Source organism: Pseudarthrobacter sp. AL07 (assembly GCF_029960665.1).
In the GTDB taxonomy this organism is placed as follows: Bacteria; Actinomycetota; Actinomycetes; order Actinomycetales; family Micrococcaceae; genus Arthrobacter.
Genome location: NZ_JASBRB010000022.1, coordinates 15,389 through 39,194 on the forward strand (window position 1 = coordinate 15,389; position 23,806 = coordinate 39,194).

22 protein-coding genes are annotated in these 23,806 nt (G+C 63.9%); 17 read left to right on the forward strand and 5 right to left on the reverse strand.

The window, feature by feature from the left end:
- The first annotated feature begins 32 nt into the window (after positions 1-32).
- The 15 genes from arc (at position 33) to QK290_RS14565 (ending at position 17,350) form a co-directional block, all read left to right on the forward strand.
- Positions 33-1,784, forward strand: coding sequence for a proteasome ATPase (gene arc / locus QK290_RS14495; RefSeq protein WP_282331341.1), 1,752 nt, complete (start codon positions 33-35; stop codon positions 1,782-1,784).
- Positions 1,785-1,834: 50 nt separating this feature from the next.
- Positions 1,835-3,454, forward strand: a complete 1,620-nt coding sequence (gene dop, locus QK290_RS14500; protein WP_282331373.1) for a depupylase/deamidase Dop — start codon at positions 1,835-1,837, stop codon at positions 3,452-3,454.
- An 85-nt stretch (positions 3,455-3,539) separates the two neighbouring features.
- Positions 3,540-3,743: a ubiquitin-like protein Pup gene (locus tag QK290_RS14505; RefSeq protein WP_056339984.1), complete on the forward strand. Its 204-nt coding sequence runs from the start codon at positions 3,540-3,542 to the stop codon at positions 3,741-3,743.
- A gap of 82 nt (positions 3,744-3,825) precedes the next feature.
- Positions 3,826-4,644 carry a proteasome subunit beta gene (prcB, locus tag QK290_RS14510; protein ID WP_282331342.1) on the forward strand — a complete coding sequence of 273 codons (819 nt, stop codon included), beginning with the start codon at positions 3,826-3,828 and terminating at the stop codon, positions 4,642-4,644.
- A gap of 1 nt (position 4,645) precedes the next feature.
- The gene (prcA, locus tag QK290_RS14515; RefSeq protein ID WP_282331343.1) at positions 4,646-5,377 is read left to right on the forward strand and encodes a proteasome subunit alpha; all 732 of its coding nucleotides are present in this window, start codon (positions 4,646-4,648) and stop codon (positions 5,375-5,377) included.
- A 1-nt stretch (position 5,378) separates the two neighbouring features.
- Positions 5,379-6,743, forward strand: a complete 1,365-nt coding sequence (gene pafA, locus QK290_RS14520; RefSeq protein ID WP_282331344.1) for a Pup--protein ligase — start codon at positions 5,379-5,381, stop codon at positions 6,741-6,743.
- A gap of 110 nt (positions 6,744-6,853) precedes the next feature.
- Positions 6,854-7,795, forward strand: a complete 942-nt coding sequence (locus QK290_RS14525; protein ID WP_282331345.1) for an FKBP-type peptidyl-prolyl cis-trans isomerase — start codon at positions 6,854-6,856, stop codon at positions 7,793-7,795.
- Between the two features lie 41 nt (positions 7,796-7,836).
- Positions 7,837-8,232, forward strand: coding sequence for an FKBP-type peptidyl-prolyl cis-trans isomerase (locus QK290_RS14530; RefSeq protein ID WP_193342814.1), 396 nt, complete (start codon positions 7,837-7,839; stop codon positions 8,230-8,232).
- Positions 8,233-8,337: 105 nt separating this feature from the next.
- Positions 8,338-10,323 (forward strand): WYL domain-containing protein, encoded by a 1,986-nt coding sequence (locus QK290_RS14535; RefSeq protein ID WP_282331346.1) that lies wholly within the window; start codon positions 8,338-8,340, stop codon positions 10,321-10,323.
- A 10-nt stretch (positions 10,324-10,333) separates the two neighbouring features.
- Positions 10,334-10,687, forward strand: coding sequence for a hypothetical protein (locus QK290_RS14540; protein ID WP_282331347.1), 354 nt, complete (start codon positions 10,334-10,336; stop codon positions 10,685-10,687).
- 32 nt (positions 10,688-10,719) lie between these two features.
- Positions 10,720-10,995 carry a Sec-independent protein translocase subunit TatA gene (tatA, locus tag QK290_RS14545; RefSeq protein WP_193342811.1) on the forward strand — a complete coding sequence of 92 codons (276 nt, stop codon included), beginning with the start codon at positions 10,720-10,722 and terminating at the stop codon, positions 10,993-10,995.
- A gap of 48 nt (positions 10,996-11,043) precedes the next feature.
- The gene (gene tatC, locus QK290_RS14550; RefSeq protein WP_282331348.1) at positions 11,044-11,838 is read left to right on the forward strand and encodes a twin-arginine translocase subunit TatC; all 795 of its coding nucleotides are present in this window, start codon (positions 11,044-11,046) and stop codon (positions 11,836-11,838) included.
- A gap of 24 nt (positions 11,839-11,862) precedes the next feature.
- A complete protein-coding gene (locus tag QK290_RS14555) occupies positions 11,863-14,772 on the forward strand; it encodes a DEAD/DEAH box helicase (protein ID WP_282331349.1) in 2,910 nt (969 codons plus the stop codon).
- A 63-nt stretch (positions 14,773-14,835) separates the two neighbouring features.
- Positions 14,836-16,491: an amidohydrolase family protein gene (locus QK290_RS14560; RefSeq protein ID WP_282331350.1), complete on the forward strand. Its 1,656-nt coding sequence runs from the start codon at positions 14,836-14,838 to the stop codon at positions 16,489-16,491.
- Between the two features lie 115 nt (positions 16,492-16,606).
- The gene (locus QK290_RS14565) at positions 16,607-17,350 is read left to right on the forward strand and encodes a polyprenol monophosphomannose synthase (RefSeq protein WP_282331351.1); all 744 of its coding nucleotides are present in this window, start codon (positions 16,607-16,609) and stop codon (positions 17,348-17,350) included.
- Positions 17,351-17,492: 142 nt separating this feature from the next.
- Here QK290_RS14565 and QK290_RS14570 read toward each other — a convergent pair whose 3' ends face one another.
- The 4 genes from QK290_RS14570 to QK290_RS14585 form a co-directional block, all read right to left on the reverse strand.
- Positions 17,493-17,840 carry an RNA polymerase-binding protein RbpA gene (locus QK290_RS14570; RefSeq protein WP_056627246.1) on the reverse strand — a complete coding sequence of 116 codons (348 nt, stop codon included), beginning with the start codon at positions 17,838-17,840 and terminating at the stop codon, positions 17,493-17,495.
- A 259-nt stretch (positions 17,841-18,099) separates the two neighbouring features.
- Entirely contained in the window at positions 18,100-19,050 is a 951-nt protein-coding gene (locus tag QK290_RS14575; protein WP_282331352.1) for an SPFH domain-containing protein, read from the reverse strand.
- Positions 19,051-19,082: 32 nt separating this feature from the next.
- Positions 19,083-19,547 (reverse strand): NfeD family protein, encoded by a 465-nt coding sequence (locus tag QK290_RS14580; protein WP_282331353.1) that lies wholly within the window; start codon positions 19,545-19,547, stop codon positions 19,083-19,085.
- Between the two features lie 102 nt (positions 19,548-19,649).
- Positions 19,650-20,537: a putative RNA methyltransferase gene (locus QK290_RS14585; protein ID WP_282331354.1), complete on the reverse strand. Its 888-nt coding sequence runs from the start codon at positions 20,535-20,537 to the stop codon at positions 19,650-19,652.
- A 100-nt stretch (positions 20,538-20,637) separates the two neighbouring features.
- Here QK290_RS14585 and QK290_RS14590 point away from each other — a divergent pair, with 100 nt between their 5' ends.
- The gene (locus QK290_RS14590; protein WP_282331355.1) at positions 20,638-22,635 is read left to right on the forward strand and encodes a S9 family peptidase; all 1,998 of its coding nucleotides are present in this window, start codon (positions 20,638-20,640) and stop codon (positions 22,633-22,635) included.
- 13 nt (positions 22,636-22,648) lie between these two features.
- On the opposite strand, the gene QK290_RS14595 is transcribed toward QK290_RS14590, so the two are convergent.
- On the reverse strand, positions 22,649-23,314 hold the full coding sequence (locus tag QK290_RS14595) for a peptide deformylase (protein WP_282331356.1): 666 nt from the start codon (positions 23,312-23,314) through the stop codon (positions 22,649-22,651).
- Positions 23,315-23,373: 59 nt separating this feature from the next.
- Between QK290_RS14595 and QK290_RS14600 the strand changes: the two genes are divergently transcribed.
- Positions 23,374-23,793 (forward strand): nuclear transport factor 2 family protein, encoded by a 420-nt coding sequence (locus QK290_RS14600; RefSeq protein ID WP_282331357.1) that lies wholly within the window; start codon positions 23,374-23,376, stop codon positions 23,791-23,793.
- Positions 23,794-23,806: the final 13 nt, after the last annotated feature.

Here is a 23,806-nt window from a genome sequence, read left to right on the forward strand (position 1 = left end):
TAAGAAGACGAGCAGGAAGGGGCTGATGCACCATGGAGACGCCGAATCAGGACTCCGGACGTACACCGGCGGAGCAGTCGGCCGCCAACGAACTGTCGGCTGCGGAACGGCAGGCCAATGTCCTCCGCGACAAACTCAGGCACATTGACCGGCAGCTGGCGGCCGCCACGCAGAACAACGCCAAGCTGGTCAGCATGCTCGAAGCGGCCAAAACCGAGATTCTGCGGCTGAAAAATGCCCTGGACCAGGAGGGCCAGCCCCCGTACAGCTTCGGTACAGTCCTCCAGCTCAATCCCAGACGGCTGCCGTCACCGGGCAGCAGCGGCCAGGCTGCCACCGAGGAATCGGTGGATATTTTCAACGCCGGCCGGAAAATGCGGGTGGGCATCAGCCCCCTGGTCAACATCAACCAGCTGGCGGTGGGCCAGGAAGTCCTGCTCAACGAGGCACTGCTTATTGTTGCCGGCCTCGGCTACGAACGCGCCGGTGAACTCACCACACTGAAGGAAATGCTCGGAACGGACCGCGCGCTGGTGGTGGGGCGGGCGGACGAGGAACGCGTCATCAGGCTCTCCGGAGCCCTGCTCACCGAAAAGCTCAGGGTGGGGGACGCGCTGTCCATCGATTCCCGTACTGGCTACGCACTCGAAAAAGTCCCCCGCTCCGAAGTGGAAAACCTGGTCCTCGAAGAAGTCCCCGACATCACCTACGAGGACATCGGCGGCCTTGGTCCGCAGATCGAGCAGATCCGGGATGCCGTGGAACTGCCGTTCCTGCACCCTGACCTTTACCGGGAGCATGGGCTGAAAGCCCCGAAGGGCATTCTATTATACGGCCCGCCAGGGTGCGGCAAGACCCTGATCGCGAAGGCTGTAGCCAACTCGCTTGCCGCCCGTGCGGCGGAGCGGTCCGGCAATGTGGACCTGAAAAGCTATTTCCTCAACATCAAGGGTCCGGAGCTTTTGGACAAGTATGTGGGCGAGACGGAGCGCCATATCCGGCTGATCTTCGCGCGGGCCCGTGAGAAAGCCTCTGACGGCAGTCCAGTGGTGGTTTTCTTTGATGAAATGGATTCGCTGTTCCGTACGCGCGGAACCGGGATCTCCTCTGACGTCGAGACCACCATCGTCCCGCAGCTGTTGAGTGAGATCGACGGCGTGGAGCGTCTGGACAACGTCATAGTGATCGGTGCATCCAACCGCGAGGACATGATCGATCCCGCCATCCTCCGTCCCGGCCGGTTGGACGTGAAAGTAAAGATCCAGCGCCCCGATGCAGAGGCCGCGGCGGACATCTTCAACAAGTACATCACCACGGACCTGCCGTTCCACGAGTCCGACCTCGCCGAACACAGTGGCGACGTCCAGGCGACGGTGGACGCTATGGTCCAGCGCACGGTCGAAGCCATGTACTCCACGGAGAAATCCAACGAGTACCTGGAAGTCACCTACGCCAACGGCGATACCGAAATGCTCTACTTCAAGGACTTCAATTCAGGTGCCGTTGTTCAGAACGTCGTGGACCGGGCCAAGAAGTACGCCATCAAGGATCTCCTGACCTTGCACCAGAAGGGTCTTCGGATCGAGCACCTGCTGCGTGCCGTGGTGGACGAGTTCCGCGAGCACGAGGACATGCCGAACACCACGAACCCGGACGACTGGGCAAGGATCTCAGGCAAGAAGGGCGAGCGGATCACCTACATCCGCACCATCGTGCAGGGTAAGGCCGGCCAGGAACCCGGCAAGTCCATTGAAACAATGCCGAACACGGGACAGTACCTGTGACGGCTTCCGCGGAACGCGCCGGCGGGGGAGGGCTCCCGGCCGGTGGGGCCATGCGCGTCATGGGGGCGGAAACGGAATACGGCATCCACGCACCGTCGGCGCCAGGAGCAAACGCCACCATGATGTCCGCCCGTGTTGTCCAGGCTTATGCGCAGGTGACGCGGCAAAGGGCGGCCGGAGGGGCAGAGACCCGATGGGATTACACGGATGAGGAGCCCCTCCACGACGCCCGCGGTTGGACCCTGGAACGGGCCTCGGCCCACCCCAGCCAGCTGACCGACCAGCCGCCGGTCCTCAACGCGGAAGCGGTGGCGCTTGCCTACGGCCGTGAGGAATTGGAACTGGACGGCGACGACGAGTCCGGCAGTCTCCTAATGAACATGGTCCTTGGCAACGGAGCCCGGCTTTACGTGGATCATGCGCATCCGGAGTATTCCAGTGCCGAGGTGACCAACCCTCGCGATGCTGTGATCTGGGATGCGGCCGGGGACCTCGTAGCGCTGGCAGCCGTCCGTCGCCTGGCCGCGGATCCGGAACTGCCGCCGATCAACCTGTACAAAAACAACACGGACAACAAGTCCGTCTCCTACGGCTCCCACGAGAACTACCTCATGCCGCGCTCGGTGCCCTTCGGGGACATTGTGCGGGGGCTGACACCGTTCTTCGTCACACGCCAGATCATGTGCGGCGCGGGGCGGGTGGGTCTGGGGCAGGACAGCTCCACGCCCGGATACCAGATCAGCCAGCGGGCGGATTTCTTCGAGGCCGAAGTCGGCCTGGAAACAACTATCCGGCGTCCCATCATCAATACCCGGGATGAGCCGCACGCCACCGCCGACAAATACCGGCGCCTTCATGTGATCATCGGCGACGCCAACCTCAGCCAATCCTCGAACTACCTCAAGTTCGGCACCACGGCCATGGTCCTAAGCCTGATAGAGGCCGGATTGGCGCCCAAGGTGGAGGTCCACGAACCCGTCGCGGCCCTGCAGGCTATCAGCCACGATACGTCGCTGACAGCAAAACTCAGGCTGCTGGACGGGCGCCGCGTAACGGCCCTGGACATGCAGTGGATGTACCACGAGGCGGCGGCGAAACTGGCTCAGGACACCGGTGTTTCCGATGCCGTGGACGGGGACGGCCATACGCATGAGGTGCTGGAACGCTGGGCTGCCACACTGACCCAGCTCGATTCCGACAGGAACGCGGCGGCCACATCCGTGGAATGGCTGGCCAAACTGTCCCTCCTGGACGGCTACCGGAACCGCGACAACCTTGCCTGGGGCGACGCGAGGCTCGGCCTTGTGGACCTCCAGTGGGCAGACATCAGGCCGGAGAAGGGACTGTACTACCGGTTCCTGGCCAGGGACCGCATGCAGCGGATCGTCGACGACGGGGCCATCGCCGCGGCGATGACCGAACCGCCGTCGGACACGCGTGCTTTCTTCCGCGGACGGTGCATCAGTAGCTTCGGCAAAGACGTGGTGGGGGCCAGCTGGGACTCGGTCATCTTCGATGTGCCGGGCTACGGCCGGCTCCAACGCGTGCCAACCCGGGAACCCCTTCGCGGTACGAAGGACCTCACGGGTGGGCTGTTTGCGCGCCACCGGACGGCAGGTCCCTTCCTCGCCGAACTTTTAGGGCAAAACACCGCTCCGCCTGCGGCGTAAACAGCGCCGTCGGGCGGACAGCGTGGCAATATGGGCGTATCAGCAGATCCACCCGGATCCGAGGATTTTTGGAGGAGAGATCATCATGGCAGGCCAGGAGCAGCAGAAGCCACAATCACACGACAGCCAGGTCGAGGACGAGATCCCCGAGGCGCCTCCGGCGGCCCCGGAAGCCCAGGCATCGGCTGCCACGCAGGGCGTAGACGACCTCCTTGATGAGATCGACGGCGTGCTGGAGTCCAACGCCGAGGAATTCGTACGCGCCTTCGTCCAAAAGGGCGGCCAGTAACCCGGAACCGGTTGTGTGGCGGAAGCCGCGTCCGGCCGGAATCTGTACCGACGTTGAGGGACCACGTACAAGGAGTGCATCAGTGCAGGAAACAACCGCCAACCAGGTAGCCGGCAACGCGACATCCTCATTCACCGAGCATCTGCAACGCGACCGGCCGGACTTGCTTCCCTACAACCGGGTCATGCCTGCTGCAGCGGGGGCAGCTCCATTGCAGGTGCCCCATGCCACCACGATCGTGGCGATGAGTTACGGCGGCGGCGTCCTGATGGCCGGTGACCGGCGGGCCACCATGGGCAACGTCATAGCCAGCCGGCACATCGAAAAGGTTTTCCCGGCCGACAGGTATTCGATACTGGGGATCGCCGGCACAGCCGGCATCGCCATTGACCTCACGAGGCTCTTCCAGGTGGAGCTGGAGCACTACGAAAAGATCGAGGGGACACTGCTAAGCCTCGATGGCAAAGCCAACCGGCTCGGTGCCATGATCCGAGGGAACCTGCCGATGGCCCTGCAGGGACTCGCCGTGGTGCCGCTGTTCGCCGGCTTCGACACGACTGCCGGCGTGGGTCGGCTCTTCTCCTACGACGTAACCGGCGGTCGGTACGAGGAACACGAGCATCACACTGTCGGCTCCGGTTCCGTGTTTGCCCGCGGTGCGCTGAAGAAGCTCTGGCGGCCCAACCTGGGCGAAGCCGAGGCAGTCTTCGTGGCGGTCGAATCCCTTTACGACGCGGCCGACGACGACTCCGCCACAGGCGGTCCGGATCCGGTTCGCCAATTATGGCCGGTGGTGTACACCGTCAACAGGGATGGCGCACGGCGTATCCCCGAATCCGAGCTCGCCGCAGTGGCGGGCAGGATTATCGAAGCCCGGTCCGCCGATCGGCGGGAGGCCTGAGATGACGCAGCAGTTTTATGTCTCGCCTGAACAACTGATGAAGGACCGTGCGGACTTCGCACGGAAAGGCATCGCCCGCGGCAGGTCCGTGGTGGTCATCAGCTGCCAGGACGGCATCGCCCTGGTCGCCGAAAACCCTTCACCCTCACTTCACAAAATCGGCGAGATTTACGACAAAATCGCATTTGCCGCCGTTGGCAAGTACAACGAATTCGAAAGCCTGCGCCAAGCCGGGGTGCGCTACGCGGATGTCCGTGGTTACTCCTACGACCGCGAGGATGTCACAGCGCGGGGCCTCGCCAGCGTCTATGCGCAAAGCCTCGGCGCCGTTTTCACCGCCGAACAGAAACCCTTTGAAGTTGAACTCGCGGTCGCCGAAGTTGGCGCCACACCGGAACTGGACCACCTCTACCGGCTCACATTCGACGGGTCCATCGCTGACGAGCACGGCTTCATCGTCATGGGCGGCCAGGCGGAGCGTGTCTCTGCGGTCATCGCCGAGGGCTGGCGACCATCTCTGAGGTTCGCCGGTGCTGTCCGCCTGGCTACCGGCGGCCTGTCCAGCAGCGCCGACCAGGCTGCTGAGCAGGGCGATGCGGCAGGAATCCTTCCTGCCAAGGCCGTGGAAGTTGCAGTCCTGGACAGGCAGTCGGAGACCTCCCGGGGTTTCCGCAGGGCCTTCCGGCGGCTCAACTATGCTGATATCACGGCGCTGCTTGCTGAGGAGGACTGAGATGGACAAGAGGATCTTCGGTATCGAGACCGAGTTCGGAATCTCGTATTCGAGCCCCGATTCGAGGCCGTTGGCCCCGGAAGAGGTGGCCCGGTACCTGTTCCGCAAGGTGGTCAGCTGGGGACGGTCATCCAACGTGTTCCTGACCAACGGTTCCCGGCTGTACCTCGACGTCGGCTCGCACCCTGAGTACGCCACGGCCGAATGTGACGACCTCGCACAGCTCATCGCGCACGACCGCGCTGGCGAGCTGATCCTGGACGACCTCGTTGACGAGGCACAGGCAAGGCTGGCCGCGGAAGGTTTCAACGGCACGGTCTACCTGTTCAAGAACAACACCGATTCGGCCGGCAACTCCTACGGCAGCCATGAAAATTACCTGATCCCGCGTCGCGGCGAATTCTCCCGGCTCGCGGAAATCTTGATCCCCTTCCTGGTGACCCGCCAGCTGATCGCCGGGGCAGGAAAGATCCTGAAGACTCCGCACGGGGCCACGTATGCGTTTTCCCAACGGGCAGACCACATCTGGGAAGGCGTATCCTCGGCCACCACCCGTTCACGGCCCATCATCAACACCCGAGACGAACCGCACGCCGACGCCGAGTTCTTCCGCCGGCTCCATGTCATTGTGGGCGACTCCAACATGTCCGAAACCACAGCCTTGCTCAAGGTCGGAACCGTGGACCTCATCCTGCGTATGATCGAGGCGGGGGTGATCATGCGCGACATGAGGATGGAAAACCCCATCCGCAGCATCCGCGAGATTTCCCACGACCTCAGTGGAAGGGCACTGGTCCGCCTGGCCAACGGCCGCCAGCTCACAGCGCTCGAGATCCAGCAGGAATACCTCACCAAGGTCACGGCCTTTGTCCAGGAACACGGCGCCCACAATCCGCACGTTCCGTTCATCCTCGATCTTTGGCAACGGACCTTGAACGCGATCGAAAGTGGTGACACCAGCACCATTGACACGGAAATCGACTGGGCCATCAAGAAAAAACTGATGGACAACTACCGGCAGCGGCACGGCCTGGGGCTCGATGCACCCAGGATCGCCCAGCTGGATCTTACGTACCATGACATTTCCCGGAGCCGCGGACTGTACTACATCCTGCAGTCCAGGGGCGCAGTTAGCCGGGTCGTGGACGATACTTTAATCAAAGACGCGGTGGACGTTCCACCTCAATCCACCCGGGCCAAGCTGCGGGGCGACTTCGTCCGGCGCGCCCAGGAATTGGGCAGGGACTACACGGTTGACTGGGTGCACCTGAAACTGAACGACCGCGCACACCAGACCATCCTGTGCAAGGATCCCTTCCGGAGCGTCGATGAGCGGGTGGATGCCCTTCTGTCCTCTATGGGCTGACGTTCAGGTTAACGGGCTATCCTTGATAGGGCCGTTCCTTGGCCTTGAAGCGGTGCCGAGCGCCTGATCCCGGCACCGCGTCCACCCTGCCCCGACGAAAGTTCTCTTACGTGCGCCGACTCCTAGCAATCCTGATCCCCGGCATGCTGCTGCTAACTGCTTGTGGCGGTTCACCCGCAGCACCGGAACCCACCAGCCAGTCTGCCGGTGACACTGCCAAGTTCGACTCCCTGAAACTGACGGACAACGGGGACAAGAAAGCTCCCGGTGTCGAGTTCTCCAAGCCCCTCGAGGTCACCGAACCCACCATCAAAGTGGTCACCGAAGGCGACGGCGACCGGGTCAAAGAGAACCAGATCGCAAACATCTCCATCCTCGCGCTCAGCGGTGCTGACGGATCCACGCTGGAGGACACTTTCCCCGGCGAGCCCGAACCGCTGGAGCTGAACGAGGAACTGAAGACCGGAAGCCCGGTCATCTACAGCGCGTTCGTTGGCTCCAAGGTCGGCTCGAGCCTTGCCTTGGCCATTCCCGGACAGGCCGCAACCGCAGAAGCCGCCGCCGCCCAGCCAACGCAGCTACTCCTGATCAAGGTGCTCTCCACCAAGGATGTCGCGCCGTCAGTTCCGCCGCTCGCAAAGCCCGAAGGCGAGACTGTCACCCCGCCAGCCGGCCTGCCCACCGTAAAGGACAACGACCAGGGCGTCCCGGAGATCACCGTTGACGGAATCGCTGCGCCTGCTGCACTCGTGTCCCAGGACCTGATCAAGGGCGCCGGCGCTGTGGTTAAGGAAACGGACACACTGACCGTCAACTACGTTGGCGTCAACCTCGTTGGCGGCACTAAATTTGATTCAAGCTTTGACCGCGGCGAACCGGCCAGCTTCCCGTTGACCGGCGTGATTCCGGGCTGGACCCAGGGACTGGCCGGAAAGACGGTGGGCTCCCGGGTCCTCCTGGTGGTCCCCAAGGACCTCGCCTACGGTGATGCCGGCCAGGGCGAAGCCAAGGGCGACCTTGTCTTCGTTGTGGACATCCTGGGCGTCAAGTAAACAGCAACACATCACCCACCCTATTAATCAAAGGAGCAACCATGTCATTTGGTCAGCGCGATTTCGACCGCCAGAAGCCGGAAATTGACTTCCCGCAAGGCGATGTCCCCACCGAACTGGTCATTACCGACCTCATCGACGGTGACGGTGCCGAGGCCAAAAAGGGCGACACCGTATCCACTCACTACGTCGGCGTGGCCTGGTCCACCGGCGAAGAATTCGACGCTTCCTGGGGCCGTGGCGCCCCGCTGGACTTCCGCGTGGGCGTGGGCCAGGTCATCCAGGGCTGGGACCAGGGCCTGCTGGGCATGAAGGTGGGCGGCCGCCGTCGCTTGGAGATTCCGTCCGAACTGGCATACGGCTCCCGCGGCGCTGGCGGAGCCATTGGCCCCAACGAAGCGCTGATCTTCGTGGTGGACCTCGTGGGCGTCCGCTGACCGAAGCATTGCAGGGCCGGAAAGCGCGGTAACAATCAGGGTTCTGTTTTCCTGTTGTTGCCGCGCTCTCTGCTTTCCACGAAGGAGTTTAGTATCGTAGCCAGCGTGTCCGTCTCCCGTACTGAACGCCTGCTGAATCTCCTGATCGCCCTCCTGAACACAAAATACGGCCTGCGCCGTGCAGAGTTGCGGGCTAAGGTCTACCACGACACGTCTGGCAACGACGTGGCCTTCGGCAGGATGTTTGAGCGGGACAAGAATGACCTCCGTCAGTTTGGCTTCGATGTGGAAACCGTGACGGATCACGGCTGGAGCGAAGATGACCCGGCCACCACCCGCTACCGCATCGGCAAGGAATCGAACCGGCTGCCGGATGTGCAGCTCAGCCCTGGGGAATGGACCGTCCTCCTGCTGGCGTCCCAGCTGTGGGAGCGTGCCGCCCTGGGAACCGCCGCCGCCAGCGCCCTCCGCAAGCTCCAGGCCTCCGGCACCTTGTCCGACGTTGAACTTCCCGTCGGCGTGCAGCCGCGGATCCGGCCGGCGGGCCAGGCTTTTGATGACGTGGTGGCGGCCATGCACGCCCAGCACCCCGTCAGCTTCCCTTACCTGGCAGGTTCCACCGGTAAGGAAGAGCAACGGGTGGTGGAGCCGTGGGGCCTCGGCAGCCGCTTTGGCCAGTGGTATCTGACCGGCTACGATCGATCACGCCAGGCACCGCGCCACTTCAGGCTTTCCCGGTTCACGGGCCCCGTCACGGTGTTGGAGAAGGAATCCTACTCGGCGCCGCCGAACTTCAATGTCCGCGCAGAACTGGACCGGCTTCCGGAACTGCCGCTCCGGACCGCCGTCGTGGATGTCCGGGAGGGCCGCCACCTTGGCCTGCGACGGCGCACCACACCGGTTCCCGCCGGAAGTTCGGGAACGCTCGACGCCGGCTACGAACGTCTGGAGGTCAATTTCAGGGACGTTGAGGTACTGGCCGAGGAGCTTGCCTCCTACGGCCCCGACGCTGTGGCACATGCTCCCGACGAGCTCGTGGCTGCTGTGCGGCACCGGCTGCGCAACGCGGCCGCCTTCTGTGCCGCTCCCGGCCCCGTCTATCTGTTTGCCGATGCACCGTGGGGCCGCGCCGTCCGCAAACGAACCTCTGAGGACCAGCTCAAACGCCTGCTGCAGCTGGTTCCGTTCCTGGTCCACAACCAAGGCCTCCACATCAAGGATGTCGCGGCCCGCTTTGATGTCACGCCCGGGGAGCTGGAAAGCGACCTGCGGATCCTCATCTGCTCCGGACTTCCAGAGGGATACCCGGACGACCTCTTGGACATCCATTGGGAAGAGGGCCACGTTTACATCACCCAGGACCTGGATCTCAAGAGACCGGTCCGGTTTACTGTGGACGAGGCCTGTGCTCTGCTGACCGGGCTTGAGACGCTCAACGGGCTTCCCGAACTTGCCGAGGGCGGCGCGCTGGAGTCCGTGACCCTTAAGCTGATGGCAGCGGCCGGCGAAGAAGGGCTCAGGGCAGGTTCGCTTGCCGGTCCGGAAGTTGGGCCCGCTGATTCGGCCCTCCTTGACGTTGTCCGTGGGGCCATCCAGGAGCGGTCGCAGCTGCGGCTCGTGTACTTTTCCGCCCAGCGCGACCAGGTTTCAGAACGTGACGTGGATCCGCTCCGCCTGTATTCCCTGGATAACACCTGGTACTTCGAGGCTTACTGCCATGCGGCCCAGGGGCTGCGGAACTTCAGGCTGGACAGGGTCCAGGCGGTCCACCCGAACGGACGTTCCGCATCCACTCAGGTCCGGGCCGGGGAAAGCTTCCCGGCCAAGCTGTTCACCCCCAATGACGACGACACCACGGTCCTCGTTCAGCTCACCAGGCAGGGCGCCGGCCTGGCGGACGACTATTACGCCGAACGTGTGGCACCTCTTCCCGGCGGCGGCCTTGTTGCCGAGATACGGTTCGGCAGCACGGCCTGGCTGCCCATGTTCGTGGCTCAGCACGGCGGGGCCGTCAGGATTCTTGAACCTTCCGAGCTTGGGGCGGCGGCGCTGGAGTGGATCGAGGCGGCCCTGGACCGGTACGGCGGCTAGACTCGTCAGCATGCCTTGGTGGTCCTGGATCCTGATCTGGATTGCGCTGATTGCGCTCTCCCTGCTCTTTTATGTCCTTCTGGGCATCCGGCTCTACCGCCAGTTCATGTTGGTCATGAAGGATCTGGGTGCCGCCGGAACCAAAGTGTCACATCTTGCACCGGCAGCCACCACGGCAGATGACGGCTTACGGCCGGCAGAATCGTTTCAGCCGGGTGCCGCTGTTTTTGCCTCACCGGCGCAGATGCGTCATGATTACGACGCGTCCAAGTCATCCCGCCGGGAGGACCGCCGCCAGAGGCGGATCCAGCGGAGGCGAGACCGGGGCCAGCCCCAGTCACTTCGCGATCTCAATCTCAGTTAGACGTAGGATGTTGTAAGAGGAAAGGATTTCCCGTGGGAAGACTCTTTGATGGCCCGTGGCCAATTGTCATTATCATCGTCGTTGCGCTGCTGCTTTTCGCCGCGCCCAAACTCCCTGCCATGGCGCGCAGCCTTGGCCAGTCAATGCGGATCATCAAGTCCGAAGTCAAGGAAATGAAGAACGACGGCAAAACCGATACCACCGACACGGCTTCCGGACCGGTGGAAGGCAAGATCATCAACCACCCGCCGGCGAAGCCCGGTGAGCCGACCGACGGCACTGACGTTCCGCCGTCGACCCGCGCTTAACCCGAAGTGGCAGTGACGCGGGGCCGTAAGTCCAACCCTGAGGGGCGGATGGCTCTTTGGGACCACCTCAAGGAGCTCAAGAACCGGCTGATCAAATCGGCAATTGCCGTGCTGCTCGCCGGCGTGGGTGGCTGGTTCCTTTACGACCCTGTTGTCGCCAGCCTGTCGGACCCGCTGGTTTCCATTGCCCGGGATACGGGGCGGACCGCGGTCCTGAACTTTGCGACCATCGCAGATCCTTTCGCGTTCAAGATCCAGATTGCCATCCAGATAGGGCTGGTTATTTCCAGCCCTGTCTGGATCTATCAGGTGTGGGCTTTTATCACGCCGGGTCTGACCACGAAGGAACGCGGCTACACGCTTGGCTTTATGGCGGCCGCTGTGCCCCTGTTCCTGGCTGGTGTGTTTGTCGCCTGGCTCGTGTTCCCCACCGTGGTCAGGGCGCTGCTGCAGTTCACACCCGCGACCGGTGCCAACAACATCTCGGCCACCGACTACCTGACGTTTGCCACGCAGATGTTGCTCATCCTCGGGATCTCTTTCCTGGTCCCCGTGATCCTGGTCGGCATCAACATGGCTGGTGTGGTCAGGGGCAGGACTATCCTCAAAGCCTGGCGGATTATCGTCTTCCTGGTTTTTGTCCTTGCTGCACTGGCCGCACCCGGCACGGACGCGCTGTCCATGTTCCTGCTTGCTGCGCCGCTGTTGATTCTGTTTTTCGCCGCGATCGGGCTGTGCATCTTCAACGACAAGCGCCGTGACAAGCGCGTGGCGAAACAGGCAGCTGAGACGGACGCGACAGCCGACCTCGCTACGCCCGGCAACGAACTGAAGAACCTGTAGCGCCCGGCGCACTAGGCTTGAGGCATGTCCTCTATCTCCGGGCCACTCTCGCCCTCTGAAAGCTACCGGGCCAGCGCGGAACGCACGGCCGAAGCGGGCACCTACCTCGGCGGGTTTGTCCGCACCCTCGATTTTGAACTTGACGAATTCCAGCGCCTCGCCTGCTGCTCCCTGCAGGAGGGCAAGGGAGTGCTGGTGGCTGCCCCCACCGGTGCCGGCAAGACCATCGTGGGCGAATTTGCCATCTACCTGGCTTTGGAACGAAACCTTAAGGCTTTCTACACAACGCCGATCAAGGCCCTAAGCAATCAGAAGTTCACGGAGCTTTCCGAAAAGTACGGTGCGGAAAACGTCGGCCTCCTGACCGGGGACACGAGCATCAATGGCGACGCCCCCGTTGTGGTCATGACCACGGAAGTCTTACGGAACATGCTCTACGCAGACTCCGAAACCCTGGATGACCTCGGCTTTGTGGTGATGGACGAAGTCCACTACCTCGCGGACCGCTTCCGTGGTGCCGTATGGGAGGAAGTCATCATCCACCTCCCCAGTGAAGTCCAGGTAGCTTCCCTCAGCGCCACAGTGTCCAACGCAGAAGAATTCGGCGCGTGGCTCGATACTGTGCGCGGCGACACCGACATCATCGTTTCCGAGCACCGGCCGGTTCCCCTCTGGCAGCACGTCATGGTGGGCCGCGACATCGTGGACCTGTTCGCCGGCGAAACCACCTTCGACGAGATCGCTCCGCCCGCGGACGCTGAGACCGGAGCTCCGATACCGGTCCAGGAACGGCTCACCGCAGCCACCAAAGACGCCGACGGCCAGGGGTTCGAGGTCAATCCTGACCTGCTCAGGATGGCCCGCAGCGAGGGCCAGCAAAGTTTCACCTCACGCTTCGGTCATGGCGGCCGGAGCCAGCGCCGGCAGCACCGGCACCGGACAGAGGAGCGCCCCCGGCAAGGCGCCCAGCCCGGCACTGTCCGGAAGGCCAGCCGGCCCCAGGTCATCGCGAGCCTGGACCGGCAGGACCTCCTGCCAGCTATCACGTTCATCTTCTCGCGGGCAGGCTGCGATGCCGCTGTTGCCCAGTGTGTCTCTTCCGGACTCTGGCTAACCACGGAGAAAGAGCAGCAGAACATTGCCCGGCTCGTTGACGAGGCCGGGCAGGACATCCCGTCCGATGACCTGGACGTCCTCGGCTTCTGGACGTGGCGGGACGGCCTCCTCCGGGGTTTCGCAGCCCATCATGCCGGTATGCTTCCCACTTTTAAGGAAGTGGTCGAGAAGCTTTTCGTTGAGGGCCTGGTCAAGGCTGTGTTTGCCACCGAAACGCTGGCACTGGGCGTCAACATGCCTGCCCGCTCCGTGGTCCTGGAAAAACTCGACAAGTTCAATGGCGAAGCCCATGTGGACATCACCGCGGGGGAGTACACGCAGCTGACCGGCCGCGCTGGCCGCCGCGGCATCGACGTCGAAGGCCATGCGGTTGTCCTCTGGCAGCCGGGCACGGACCCTGCCGCCGTTGCCGGTCTTGCGTCGCGGCGTACTTATCCGCTGAATTCAAGCTTCCGGCCGACGTACAACATGAGCATCAACCTGTTGGCGCAGTTTGGCCGCGCCCGTGCGCGGGAGATCCTTGAATCCTCGTTCGCGCAGTTCCAGGCGGACCGGTCGGTTGTTGGTCTTGCCAAGCAGGTGCGCAGCCGCGAAGAGTCCCTCGCGGGATACGCGAAGTCCATGACCTGCCACCTGGGAGACTTCACCGAGTATGCCCGGTTGCGCCGTGAACTCTCTGACGCCGAAAATGTCACCTCCCGCAGCAAGTCCCGGGCCCACAAGTCCCTGAATGAAGATTCGCTGGCGCGGCTGATGCCGGGCGACGTGGTGGACGTCCCGGGAGGACGGGCTCCCGGGCCGGCGATTGTGCTGAGCTCGGACCACAGAGGCAGGGAGCCACGGCCCGCCATTCTGACCCTCGACAACCAGCTCAGGCGGATCGGTACGGAGGACCTTGAAGGCCCCATCGCGCCCCTGACGCGGATCCGGATTCCGAAGTCGTTCAACGCAAAGGTCCCCAAGTCACGGCGCGACCTCGCATCGTCGGCCCGGAATGCGCTGCGGGAGAACCGCCCGCCGGCACCCGGCCGCAGCACCGACTTCGGCCTGGGATCCGTATTGCCACATCAGGAGAAACGCATCACGGAGCTTCGCAGGGCACTCCGCGCCCACCCCTGCCACGGCTGCAGCGAGCGTGAAGACCACGCGCGTTGGTCTGAACGGTGGTGGAAGCTGCGCCGGGAGACAGATGCCCTGGTCCGCCAGATCCAGGGCCGGACCAACACCATAGCCAAGACCTTCGATCGAGTCTGCGATGTCCTTTCCGCCTACGGCTACCTGGAAGCGGGAGCTGACGGGCGCCTGTCCATCAGCCCGGACGGCCAGCGGCTCCGCCGGATCTACGGCGAGAAGGACCTCCTGATTTCGCAAGCCCTGCGGCTGGGCGCACTCAACGACCTGGACGCCGTCGAAGTAGCAGCCCTGGCCAGCGTCCTGGTCTACCAGGCCAAACGCGAGGACAGGGGCCTCCGCCCGCGGATGCCCAGTGTCTCGCTTGAATCGTCCGTGGATGTGGTGATCCGTGAATGGTCGGCCCTGGAGGACGTGGAAGAGGCAAACAAACTTCCGCTGACTGCCGAACCCGAACTGGGTCTCGTCTGGCCCATGTACAAATGGGCCAAGGGACGTCACCTCCAGGAGGTGCTCAACGGCACGGACCTGGCGGCGGGCGACTTTGTCCGCTGGGTCAAACAGGTCATCGACCTCCTGGACCAGCTCGCCAAGATTCCCGGCCTGGATCCGCGTGTGTCCAGGCTTTGCGCAGAAGCAATATCGCTTATCCGCCGCGGCGTTGTGGCGTACTCTTCCGTACTTTGATGTACCGGCCCTGATGTACCGGCAACCTGACAACTTCCCCCCAGCCCCAGGAGCTTCGCCCGCATGACCATTGAACGTTCCACCACGCCCGCGCCGAACGAGCGAAAGGTGGTCCTGTACCGCAACGGCTCGGTCTACACAGCAGCGGACCCCTTTGCCACCGCCATGCTGGTTGACGGCGACACCGTTGCCTGGGTCGGCTCCGAGCAAGCGGCCTCCTCCATTGCCGACAGCTCCATGGAGATCATCGACCTCCATGGGGCGCTCGTGGCGCCGGGGTTTGTTGACTCCCACGTCCACCTCACGGAAACCGGCATCGCACTCGGTTCGATCCAGCTGGGCGGGATCCGTTCTGCCTGGCAGCTGCTCGATGCCGTCGCCGCGTCCAAAGGCGACGGCCCGTTGCTGGGTCACGGCTGGGATGAATCCACGTGGGAGGACCCTGCCCTGCCGGCGGCCGAGGAACTTGAGCAGGCGGCCGGGGGCAGGCCCGTGTTCCTGGCCAGGGTGGATGCGCATTCGGCGTTGGTCTCTTCCTCCTTGGCTGCCGCCGCCGGGCTTGGCGGGCTCGACGGCTACACCGAAGGGTCGCAGGTGAAGCGGGCGGCCCACACAGCGGCGCGTCAGGAAGCCCGGCGGCTCCCGGAGGCCAGCCTCCTGGCCTACCAGCGGCGCGCCCTGACCGAAGCGGCCGAGAACGGTTACGTGGCACTGGCGGAGATGGCCGCGCCACATATCGGCGGAGTTTCTGATCTGCGCCTGGCCGCCACCTGGAACACAGCCTCCGGCGAGGCCATGCCGGAGATCCTGCCGTATTGGGGCGAACTGGCCACCTCGGAGGAGCAGGCCAGGGCGCTGCTGGATGACCTGGGGGTATCCGTGCGCGGCCTGGCAGGCGACCTGAACATTGACGGTTCCCTCGGCTCCAGGACAGCGGCCCTGAGGTCCGGCTACAGCGACGCGGCGGGGGAGCGGGGCAACCTGTACGTATCGGCAGGGCAGGCTGGCGCCCACCTGGCGGCCTGCTCGCTGCTGGGCATTCAGGGCGGCTTCCACGTCATCGGCGACGCGGGACTTGATGCGGCGCTGGAGGCTCTGGAAATCGCTGCTGCCGAAGTAGGGGAGCAGCGGATCCGTGCAGCCGGCCACCGTTTCGAGCATGTGGAACTGGCAGACACCGACGCCGTGCAGCAACTTGCCCGCTACGCCGTCACCGTCAGCGCCCAGCCACGCTTTGACGCTGCCTGGGGTAGCGAAGGCGGAATGTATGAGCAGCGTCTGGGGAGCCGGAGCCGGTCCATGAACCCGTTTGCCTCGCTCTACGCTGCCGGTGTCCCTATCTGCTTCGGCAGCGACAGCCCCGTGACACCGCTTCGGCCGTGGTCCAGCGTCCGCGCCTGTCTGGAACACCACAACCACGCTGAACGGATCTCGGCCCGGGCAGCATTCCTGGGCCACACACGCGCGGGGTGGCGGGCGGCCAAGTACCACAACCCGATGGCCGGGCAACTGGTTCCCGGCGCACCAGCAAGTTTTGCTGTCTGGGAGGTTGAGGAGCTGATGGTCCAGGTGGCTGACGGACGTGTCCAGTCCTGGAGCACGGATCCGCGCGCCCGGACGCCTCTTCTCCCGGCACTGGACACCGGTGCGGACCCGGTATGCCTGCAGACCGTGAAGGACGGCGTGGAGCTGTTTTCCAGTCCCGCACTTCGGTCGTGACCGCACACAGGCCACCACCCCTGTAAAGCGCCCTATAATGGGTAGTTGCGCCTGACCGCCAGCTACTCCGCTGCAGTTCAGCCGCTCCGACCGCTCCCGTCCAGGAAGGCCCTTTGTGCGCGTCCTCACCATCATTCCTACTTACAACGAGCTGGAATCGCTGCCCAAGACTCTTCAACGCCTCCGTGCAGCCGTACCGGCCTCGGACGTACTGGTGGTGGACGACAACAGCCCGGACGGCACCGGCCGGCTTGCGGACGGCTTTGCCGCCGAGGATACGCAGGTCCACGTCCTGCACCGCAAAGGCAAGGCAGGCCTGGGGGCCGCATACATTGCCGGGTTCAAATGGGGGCTCGAGGCAGGCTATGACGTTCTGGTGGAAATGGATGCGGACGGCTCACACCAGCCCGAACAGCTTCACCAGCTGCTGGAAGCCGTTGAACAGGGCGCGGACCTCGCCATGGGATCCCGCTGGGTTCCCGGTGGCAGCGTGGTCAACTGGCCGTTGTACCGGCAGGCGATTTCACGCGTTGGCAGCACCTACGCCCGGCTGATGCTGGGCCTGAAGATCAAGGATGTCACCGGCGGCTACCGTGCGTTCCGGCGGACCACGCTGGAAAAATTGAATCTTGACCTTGTCGATTCAGTGGGCTATGGCTTCCAGGTTGACTTGGCGTGGCGTGTCGCCAAGCTGGGCCTCCGGATCGAGGAACGCCCTATTACGTTCGTGGAGCGCGAGCTCGGAGCGTCAAAGATGAGCGGCAACATTGTTGTTGAGGCCATGGTCAACGTCACCCGGTGGGGCCTGCAGGCGCGCTGGAACAAGCTCACAGGCAAGAAAGATCCGGCACAGGGCTGACCTTCAGCAGCGGCTAGGACAAAAGATAAGGGCCGGCCCGGCAACGTGATCACGTTGCCGGGCCGGCCCTTTCTCAATCATTCAGCTCGCGTCAGTCCATGACGCTTTGACCTCTGCCGAGGGCCTTGACCGCCGCTTGGGGTCAGGCCGTGCGCCGTTCGCCACGGCGTTCGCGCAGGATGGTCAGCCGGTCCTCGAGGATCTGCTCCAGTTCCGGAAGGGAACGGCGCTCCAGGAGCATGTCCCAGTGGGTTCGGACAGCCTTTTCGTTGCTGGTGTCCGGACGTTCGCCGTCAACGAGGAGCGCTTCCTTGCCGGTCTTGGAAACCCACACAGGAGGAATTTCAGCCTCTGAAGAGAACGTCACGAAGACCTGCTCGCCGTCCTCGCACCGGTATTCGACACGCTGGCGCGGAGCCGGCTCAACGCCGGACTCGGTCTCCATGCTCTGCGCGCCAAGACGCATACCCCGCAGGCTGCGATCGCTCATGTTTTCTCCCTCTGGTCGGTTCGCGGAGCAGGACTCCACGCAAGCCGGACCGGCATAACCGCCCCGGACTACTCTGTGCACTGTGCTGCATCATATGATTCAACGCATTGCGAAGCATTCTTGTTCCAGCGGATCTGGTCCGACCGGACAAATACACAATTATACCGGCGTGGGGCCAAGCCGCAAAACGCGAGGGGACCCGCGACAAATCGCGGATCCGCTCCTGACCTGCCTGAGTCAGATCCGAGACAGACCCGGGTCAGGACCCAGGCTGTTTGGCGGGTTCCTCGTCGAACAGCCCGCTGCCGCCGGCGCCGGGGTCAGGATTGGTGCCGCCCAGTGCCTGGCCGATGCCCTTGAGTGCCTCACCAATTTCACTGGGAATGATCCAGAGCTTGTTCGATGAGCCTTCTGCGATCTTCGGAAGCGTCTGGAGGTACTGGTAAGCCAACAGCTTCTGGTCGGGGTTGCCCTTGTGGATGGCATCGAAGACCTTCTGGATGGCCTGCGCCTCACCGTCTGCACGGAGGATGGCTGCCTTGGCGTCGCCCTCGGCCGCCAGGATCGATGCTTGCCGCTGGCCCTCGGCCGTCAGGATGGCAGACTGCTTGGTGCCTTCGGCCGTGAGGATCGCAGCACGGCGGTCTCGCTCGGCCCGCATCTGCTTCTCCATCGAGTCCTGGATCGAGTGGGGCGGGTCAATGGCCTTGAGCTCCACGCGCGAGACCCGGATGCCCCAGCGGCCGGTTGCCTCGTCCAAGACACCGCGCAGCTGGCCGTTGATCTGGTCGCGGGATGTGAGCGCCTCTTCCAGGTTCAGGCCGCCCACAACGTTACGCAGGGTGGTAGTGGTGAGCTGCTCCACGGCCTGGATGTAATTGGCAATCTCATAGGTGGCGGCGCGCGGATCAGTAACCTGGAAGTACACCACAGTGTCGATGGACACCACCAGGTTGTCTTCGGTGATGACCGGCTGCGGCGGAAAGGACACCACCTGCTCCCTCAGGTCCAGGAGCGGCAAGAGCCGGTCCACAAACGGGATCAGGATGGTGAGTCCCGGGTTAAGGGTCCGCTGGTATTTGCCGAGCCGTTCAACGACACCGGCCCTCGCCTGCGGGATGATCCGCACTGAGCGGACCAAAACAATGATCACGAACACGATCAGGACCACCAGCACAATGGCCAAGGCGGCTCCTCCTGCGTTATCCATACGTCTCCCATTCCCCAATAGTTAGGCTGTACTTAGGACTGTGCGGACTGCTCCGGCGGTGCGGAGACAACTGCCGTGGCGCCGTCGATGGCCGAGACCACTGCTTTCTGGCCGGCAGGCAGGACGCCGCCGGAGGACCTGGCACTCCAGACATCGCCCCCGATCTTGACGAGGCCGCCGGTGGAGCTGACTGCTTCCATCACCAGGGCCTGCTCGCCAATGAGCCGGTCTATGTTGGTGCGCTGGTCCGCGGGTCCTTTTTTCAGGTGGCTGAGTGCGACCGGGCGGACGAAGGCGATCATCAGCAGCGAGACGATGCAGAACACCACGATCTGCAGCCACAGGTCAGCGCCGGCGAAATCCGCGACGAGCGCGGCAAGTGTTCCGCCGCCGAGCATGATGAAGAACAGGTCAAGGGTGATCATTTCGATCACTGCGAACGCGAGGAAGGCTGTGAGCCACAGTGCCCACCAGTTTTCGCCGAGCCATTCAAACATTCCGTCCCCCTTGACCTTCCGGTACCTGTCTATTTATCCTAGTCCGCCGGAAAGCAGGACGGCAGGTTGCATCCGGGGCGGCGGTTGAACGTGCTCAAGTCGTTACTGTGCGGACGGTGCCAGACCGAAGATTGTGAGCCGGAATCGTGCCTCCACCTGTGGGGACACGTGGCCGCTGCCGATTTTGGCGGCAATGGCCATGCGGTCCAGGTGGTGCCCGGCCGGACCCATAAAGGCCAGGTCAGCCAGCTCGCTGGGCGTAAGCATCATCTGGATATCCAGGTCCCGGGTGGACTCGGCGACGAAGTGCGGCGAGAGGGATTCTGACAGCCGCGTGTCCTTGTCGTCCTCGATGGACAGCATCCCTGCCTGGACGGCGATGGCAGCCAGGTGTCCGGCGCGCGGCGTCACCACCACCAGTCTCCCGCCGGGGCGGAGGACTCTGGCGAATTCGGCGGCATTGCGGGGAGCGAAGATCACCGTAATGGCGTCGACGGCGGCGTCGGCCAGCGGAAGAGGTTGCCACACATCGCAGGCGAGGCTGATGGCCTCGGGGTTGAGGCGCGCGGCGCGCCGGAGCGCGAACTTGGAGATGTCAAGCGCGACGGCGGTGCAACTGTTCGTAGTCCGCTGCACCGCATCCAGCACCACCCTGAGGTAGTGGCCGGTCCCCGTGCCCGAATCGAGGACTGTGTAGGCTTCGCCAGGGGTTAGCCCGGACACGACGGCGGCCGCGACGGCGGCCGCCAGAGGACGGTAGTGCCCACCGTCGAGGAAGGCGTAGCGGGCAGCCACCATCTCGGCGGTATCGGATTCGAAGACTGTCCCCTTGCCCACCAGCAGGTTGTAGTAGCCCTGCTTCGCCGCATCGAAACTGTGCCCGGACCCGCAGATCAGGGCCTTGCGGGCAGCGTCAGCTGCGCCGCCCTGGGCATTCAGTGCGGCGCCGCACAACGGGCAGCGCAGCGGAGGGCGAGGGCTTGATGGCATACGGACCATCTTAGGGTGGGGAGCGGGCCCCGGCGGCGGCCGCGCCAGGGTTCCGGCCGGGTGTTCGCCTGGAGGAAAGCCGCACGTTAGGCTCACGTGGGTGAAGCCAGAACACCTCCCGCTGCTCAATTCGGTCTCCGAGCCGGCCGTTCACCCGGACGGCAGCCGTGCCGTTGTGTCGGTGACCAGGCCCGATTTCAATGCTGATTCCTACGTGGGGCAGCTGTGGAACATCCCGTTGAACCAGGAACAGCTGCCGCGGCGAATTACCAGGGGCTTCCGGGATACCGCCCCTGCCTTCTCTCCTGACGGGCTGGTCCTCGCTTTCTTCCGGACGGGCGGACCGTCGTCGAAAGCGCAGCTCGTTGTGGTGGAGGCGGGCGGCGGCGAACCCCAAGTCATAACCGACAGGCTGCTCGGCGTGGAGTCCTTCGCGTGGTCTCCAGATTCGCACCGGATAGTTTTCAGCTCCCGCGAACCCGACGCCGGGCGTTACGGCAGCAGCGAGGCCATCACCGCGGAGGCGGAGGAACCACGATTGATCTCCTCCTACCAATACAGGCTGAACGGGGTTGGCTACACATGCGACAAGCCGCAGCAGCTGTTCATCGTGGACGTCCCGGAACTTGGCGGTGAGCCGCACACAACCCCGGCCGCTCCGCACCTACCAGCAACCCGTCAGCTGACATCGCTCGCCACGGACACCGGCTCCGGGGTTTTCAGTGCAGACGGATCAGCCGTCTACTTTGTGGCAGCACCGCCGGAGAACGATGGCGACTTGGCCACCCTGATCTACAGGGTGCCGGTCACCGGCGGCGACCCCGTACCGGTGGATCAGGGAGCAGCTGCACCTCAAAGCGTCACGGAGGTCCGGCAGTCGCGGGACGGCAAATGGCTGTTCTATATTGCCCGGGACCTGGGGAGCACGGGCCGGGATTTTGTGGCACGTAACGCCGTTTTGTACTGTGTCGCAGCCGACGGCGGCGTGCCGGTTGCGTTGACCGACCCTGATCTGATGGACGTGGCAGCCCCGGGTGCCCGGATTGAGCTCCGCGGCCCGGATCGGGCGCTGGTACTGAACGTTGCGCAGGGCACTGTTGAGCTCCTCGAGCTGGGGGCGACGGGCGGCCATGCTCTGCTGGTGCACGGTGACAAGGTGGTGACGGGGGCTGCCTGGGCGGGTGGTTCGATGCTCGTGGTGTTCAGCGATCCGTCCACCCATGGGGACGTTGCAGTGCTCGATGACGGGCAGTTGCGGCTGCTGACAGACTTTTCGGCCGTTCTGCGGACGCAGTCGGACATTGTGGTCTCGCAGGAACTGACGTTTGAGGCGTCCGAGGGGTATCCCGTCCATGGCTGGCTGGTCAGGCCTGCAGGCAAGGGTCCGCACCCGGTTCTGTTAACCATCCATGGCGGGCCCTTTGCCCAGTTCACTGTCGCCCTGTTCGACGAAGCCCAGGTCTACGCGGCTGCCGGGTACGCCGTGCTGATGTGCAACCCACGCGGCTCTGCTGGCTACGGCCGGGAACACGGACTGGCCATCAAGGGCCGCTTCGGCACCGATGACATGGAGGATGTCCTCGCGTTCCTGGACGGCACCCTGGCCAGATTTCCGGCGCTGGACACCCGCCGGCTGGGCATCATGGGCGGCTCCTACGGCGGATACCTGACCGCCTGGACCATAGCGCACCACCACAGGTTCAAGGGTGCCATCGTGGAGCGCGGATTCCTGGACCCGGTCAGCTTCGAGGGTTCGGCCGACATTGGCTGGTACTTCGGCAGCGAGTATCTCGGACGTTCGGCTGTGGAGGTCGCCGCCCAAAGCCCGATCGAACACGTAGGCAACGTGCAAACTCCGACGCTGGTTATCCACAGCGAAAACGATCTGAGGTGTCCGCTGGAGCAGGGCCAGAGGTATTTCACGGCACTGAAGCGGCACGGCGTTGAGGCCCAGCTGCTGGTATTCCCGGGTGAGGATCATGAACTTTCCCGGTCAGGCAGGCCACAGCACCGGCGGCAGCGGTTTGAGCACATCCTGCGATGGTGGGCCAGGATCCTCCCGACCGGCGCGAATCCGGCAGCTGCACCTCCCGCGTGAACTCGTGGGCGCTTCAGGGATTCCCTGGCAGGAATCCCAAGGCCGCACGAGCCTTTCCGATCCCCGGTTCGGCCCAGTTGGCGGCGTACTCGGCGTTGGAACTCAAGGACCTCAACTCGGCCCGGTCAACGTACAAGGTGCCATGAAGGTGATCGGTTTCGTGCTGCACAATCCGCGCCTGCCACCCCTCAAATTCCCGTTCCGACGCCAAGCCGGCAGGGCTGTCGAATCGAAGTAACACCCGTTCAGGCCTGACCACCACCGCCTGCAGGCCGCTCAGTGAGAGGCACCCCTCGAAGAACGCGGATCTCTCCGTTCCTACAGCCGTAAAGCGCGGGTTGATGATGGTGAGGAACTCCAACGGGCTACGGTGCCGCAGTACAGCGGCGTCCGGGTCGACGTCGTACTGGTCCTCAAGAACTGCCAGCTGCAGCGGGATTCCGAGTTGCGGGGCGGCCAGGCCCACGCCAGGGGCATCGTGCATCACTTCACGCATGAGGGCTATCAACTGGTCTAACTCCTTCCCGCTGATCTGGCCGTCGAAGGCCGCAGCCCGCTGGCGGAGTACGGGATTCCCGGCCTGGACGATGGGTGGCAGCGATCCCGCGGACAGGATTTCCTGCACCCGTTCCCTCAGGTGCGCAGGAGTGAATGAAGTGGACGGTGGTACGGCTGTCATGCGGAAAGCCTAGCGGCGGACGCCGCACGGCGTCGGCGGAGTCGGCTAATGTCGATGCCATGGCTGAACCGATTGCGCCCCAAACCAACGCACTGGATGTTGTCCTGGAATTTATCCGGGTCCTGGAAGCCGGCGGTGATGGCGGGGCCATAGGGCTCTTCCTCGCTTCGGACTTCGTGCTGGTCGAGGCGCCGCATTTGCTCGCGGCTGAAGGCTCCACCCGGACGCGGGACCAGGCGATGGCCGGCCTCGACCAAAGCGTCGAAGTAGTGGCGGACCAGAAGTTTGAAATCCGCCGCACCACCTGCGAAGGCGGTCGCGTGGTGGTGGAGGCAGACTGGTCGGCGAGGACGCTGATGGACCTGCGGTACTGGGATGCCGGGGAGACCATTCGGGCCCGAACGTCGTCGGTCTTTGAAGTCCGGGACGGCCTGATCATCAGCCAGGACAGTTACGACTGCTACTTCGTGAACTCCTGAACCGGCAGGCACT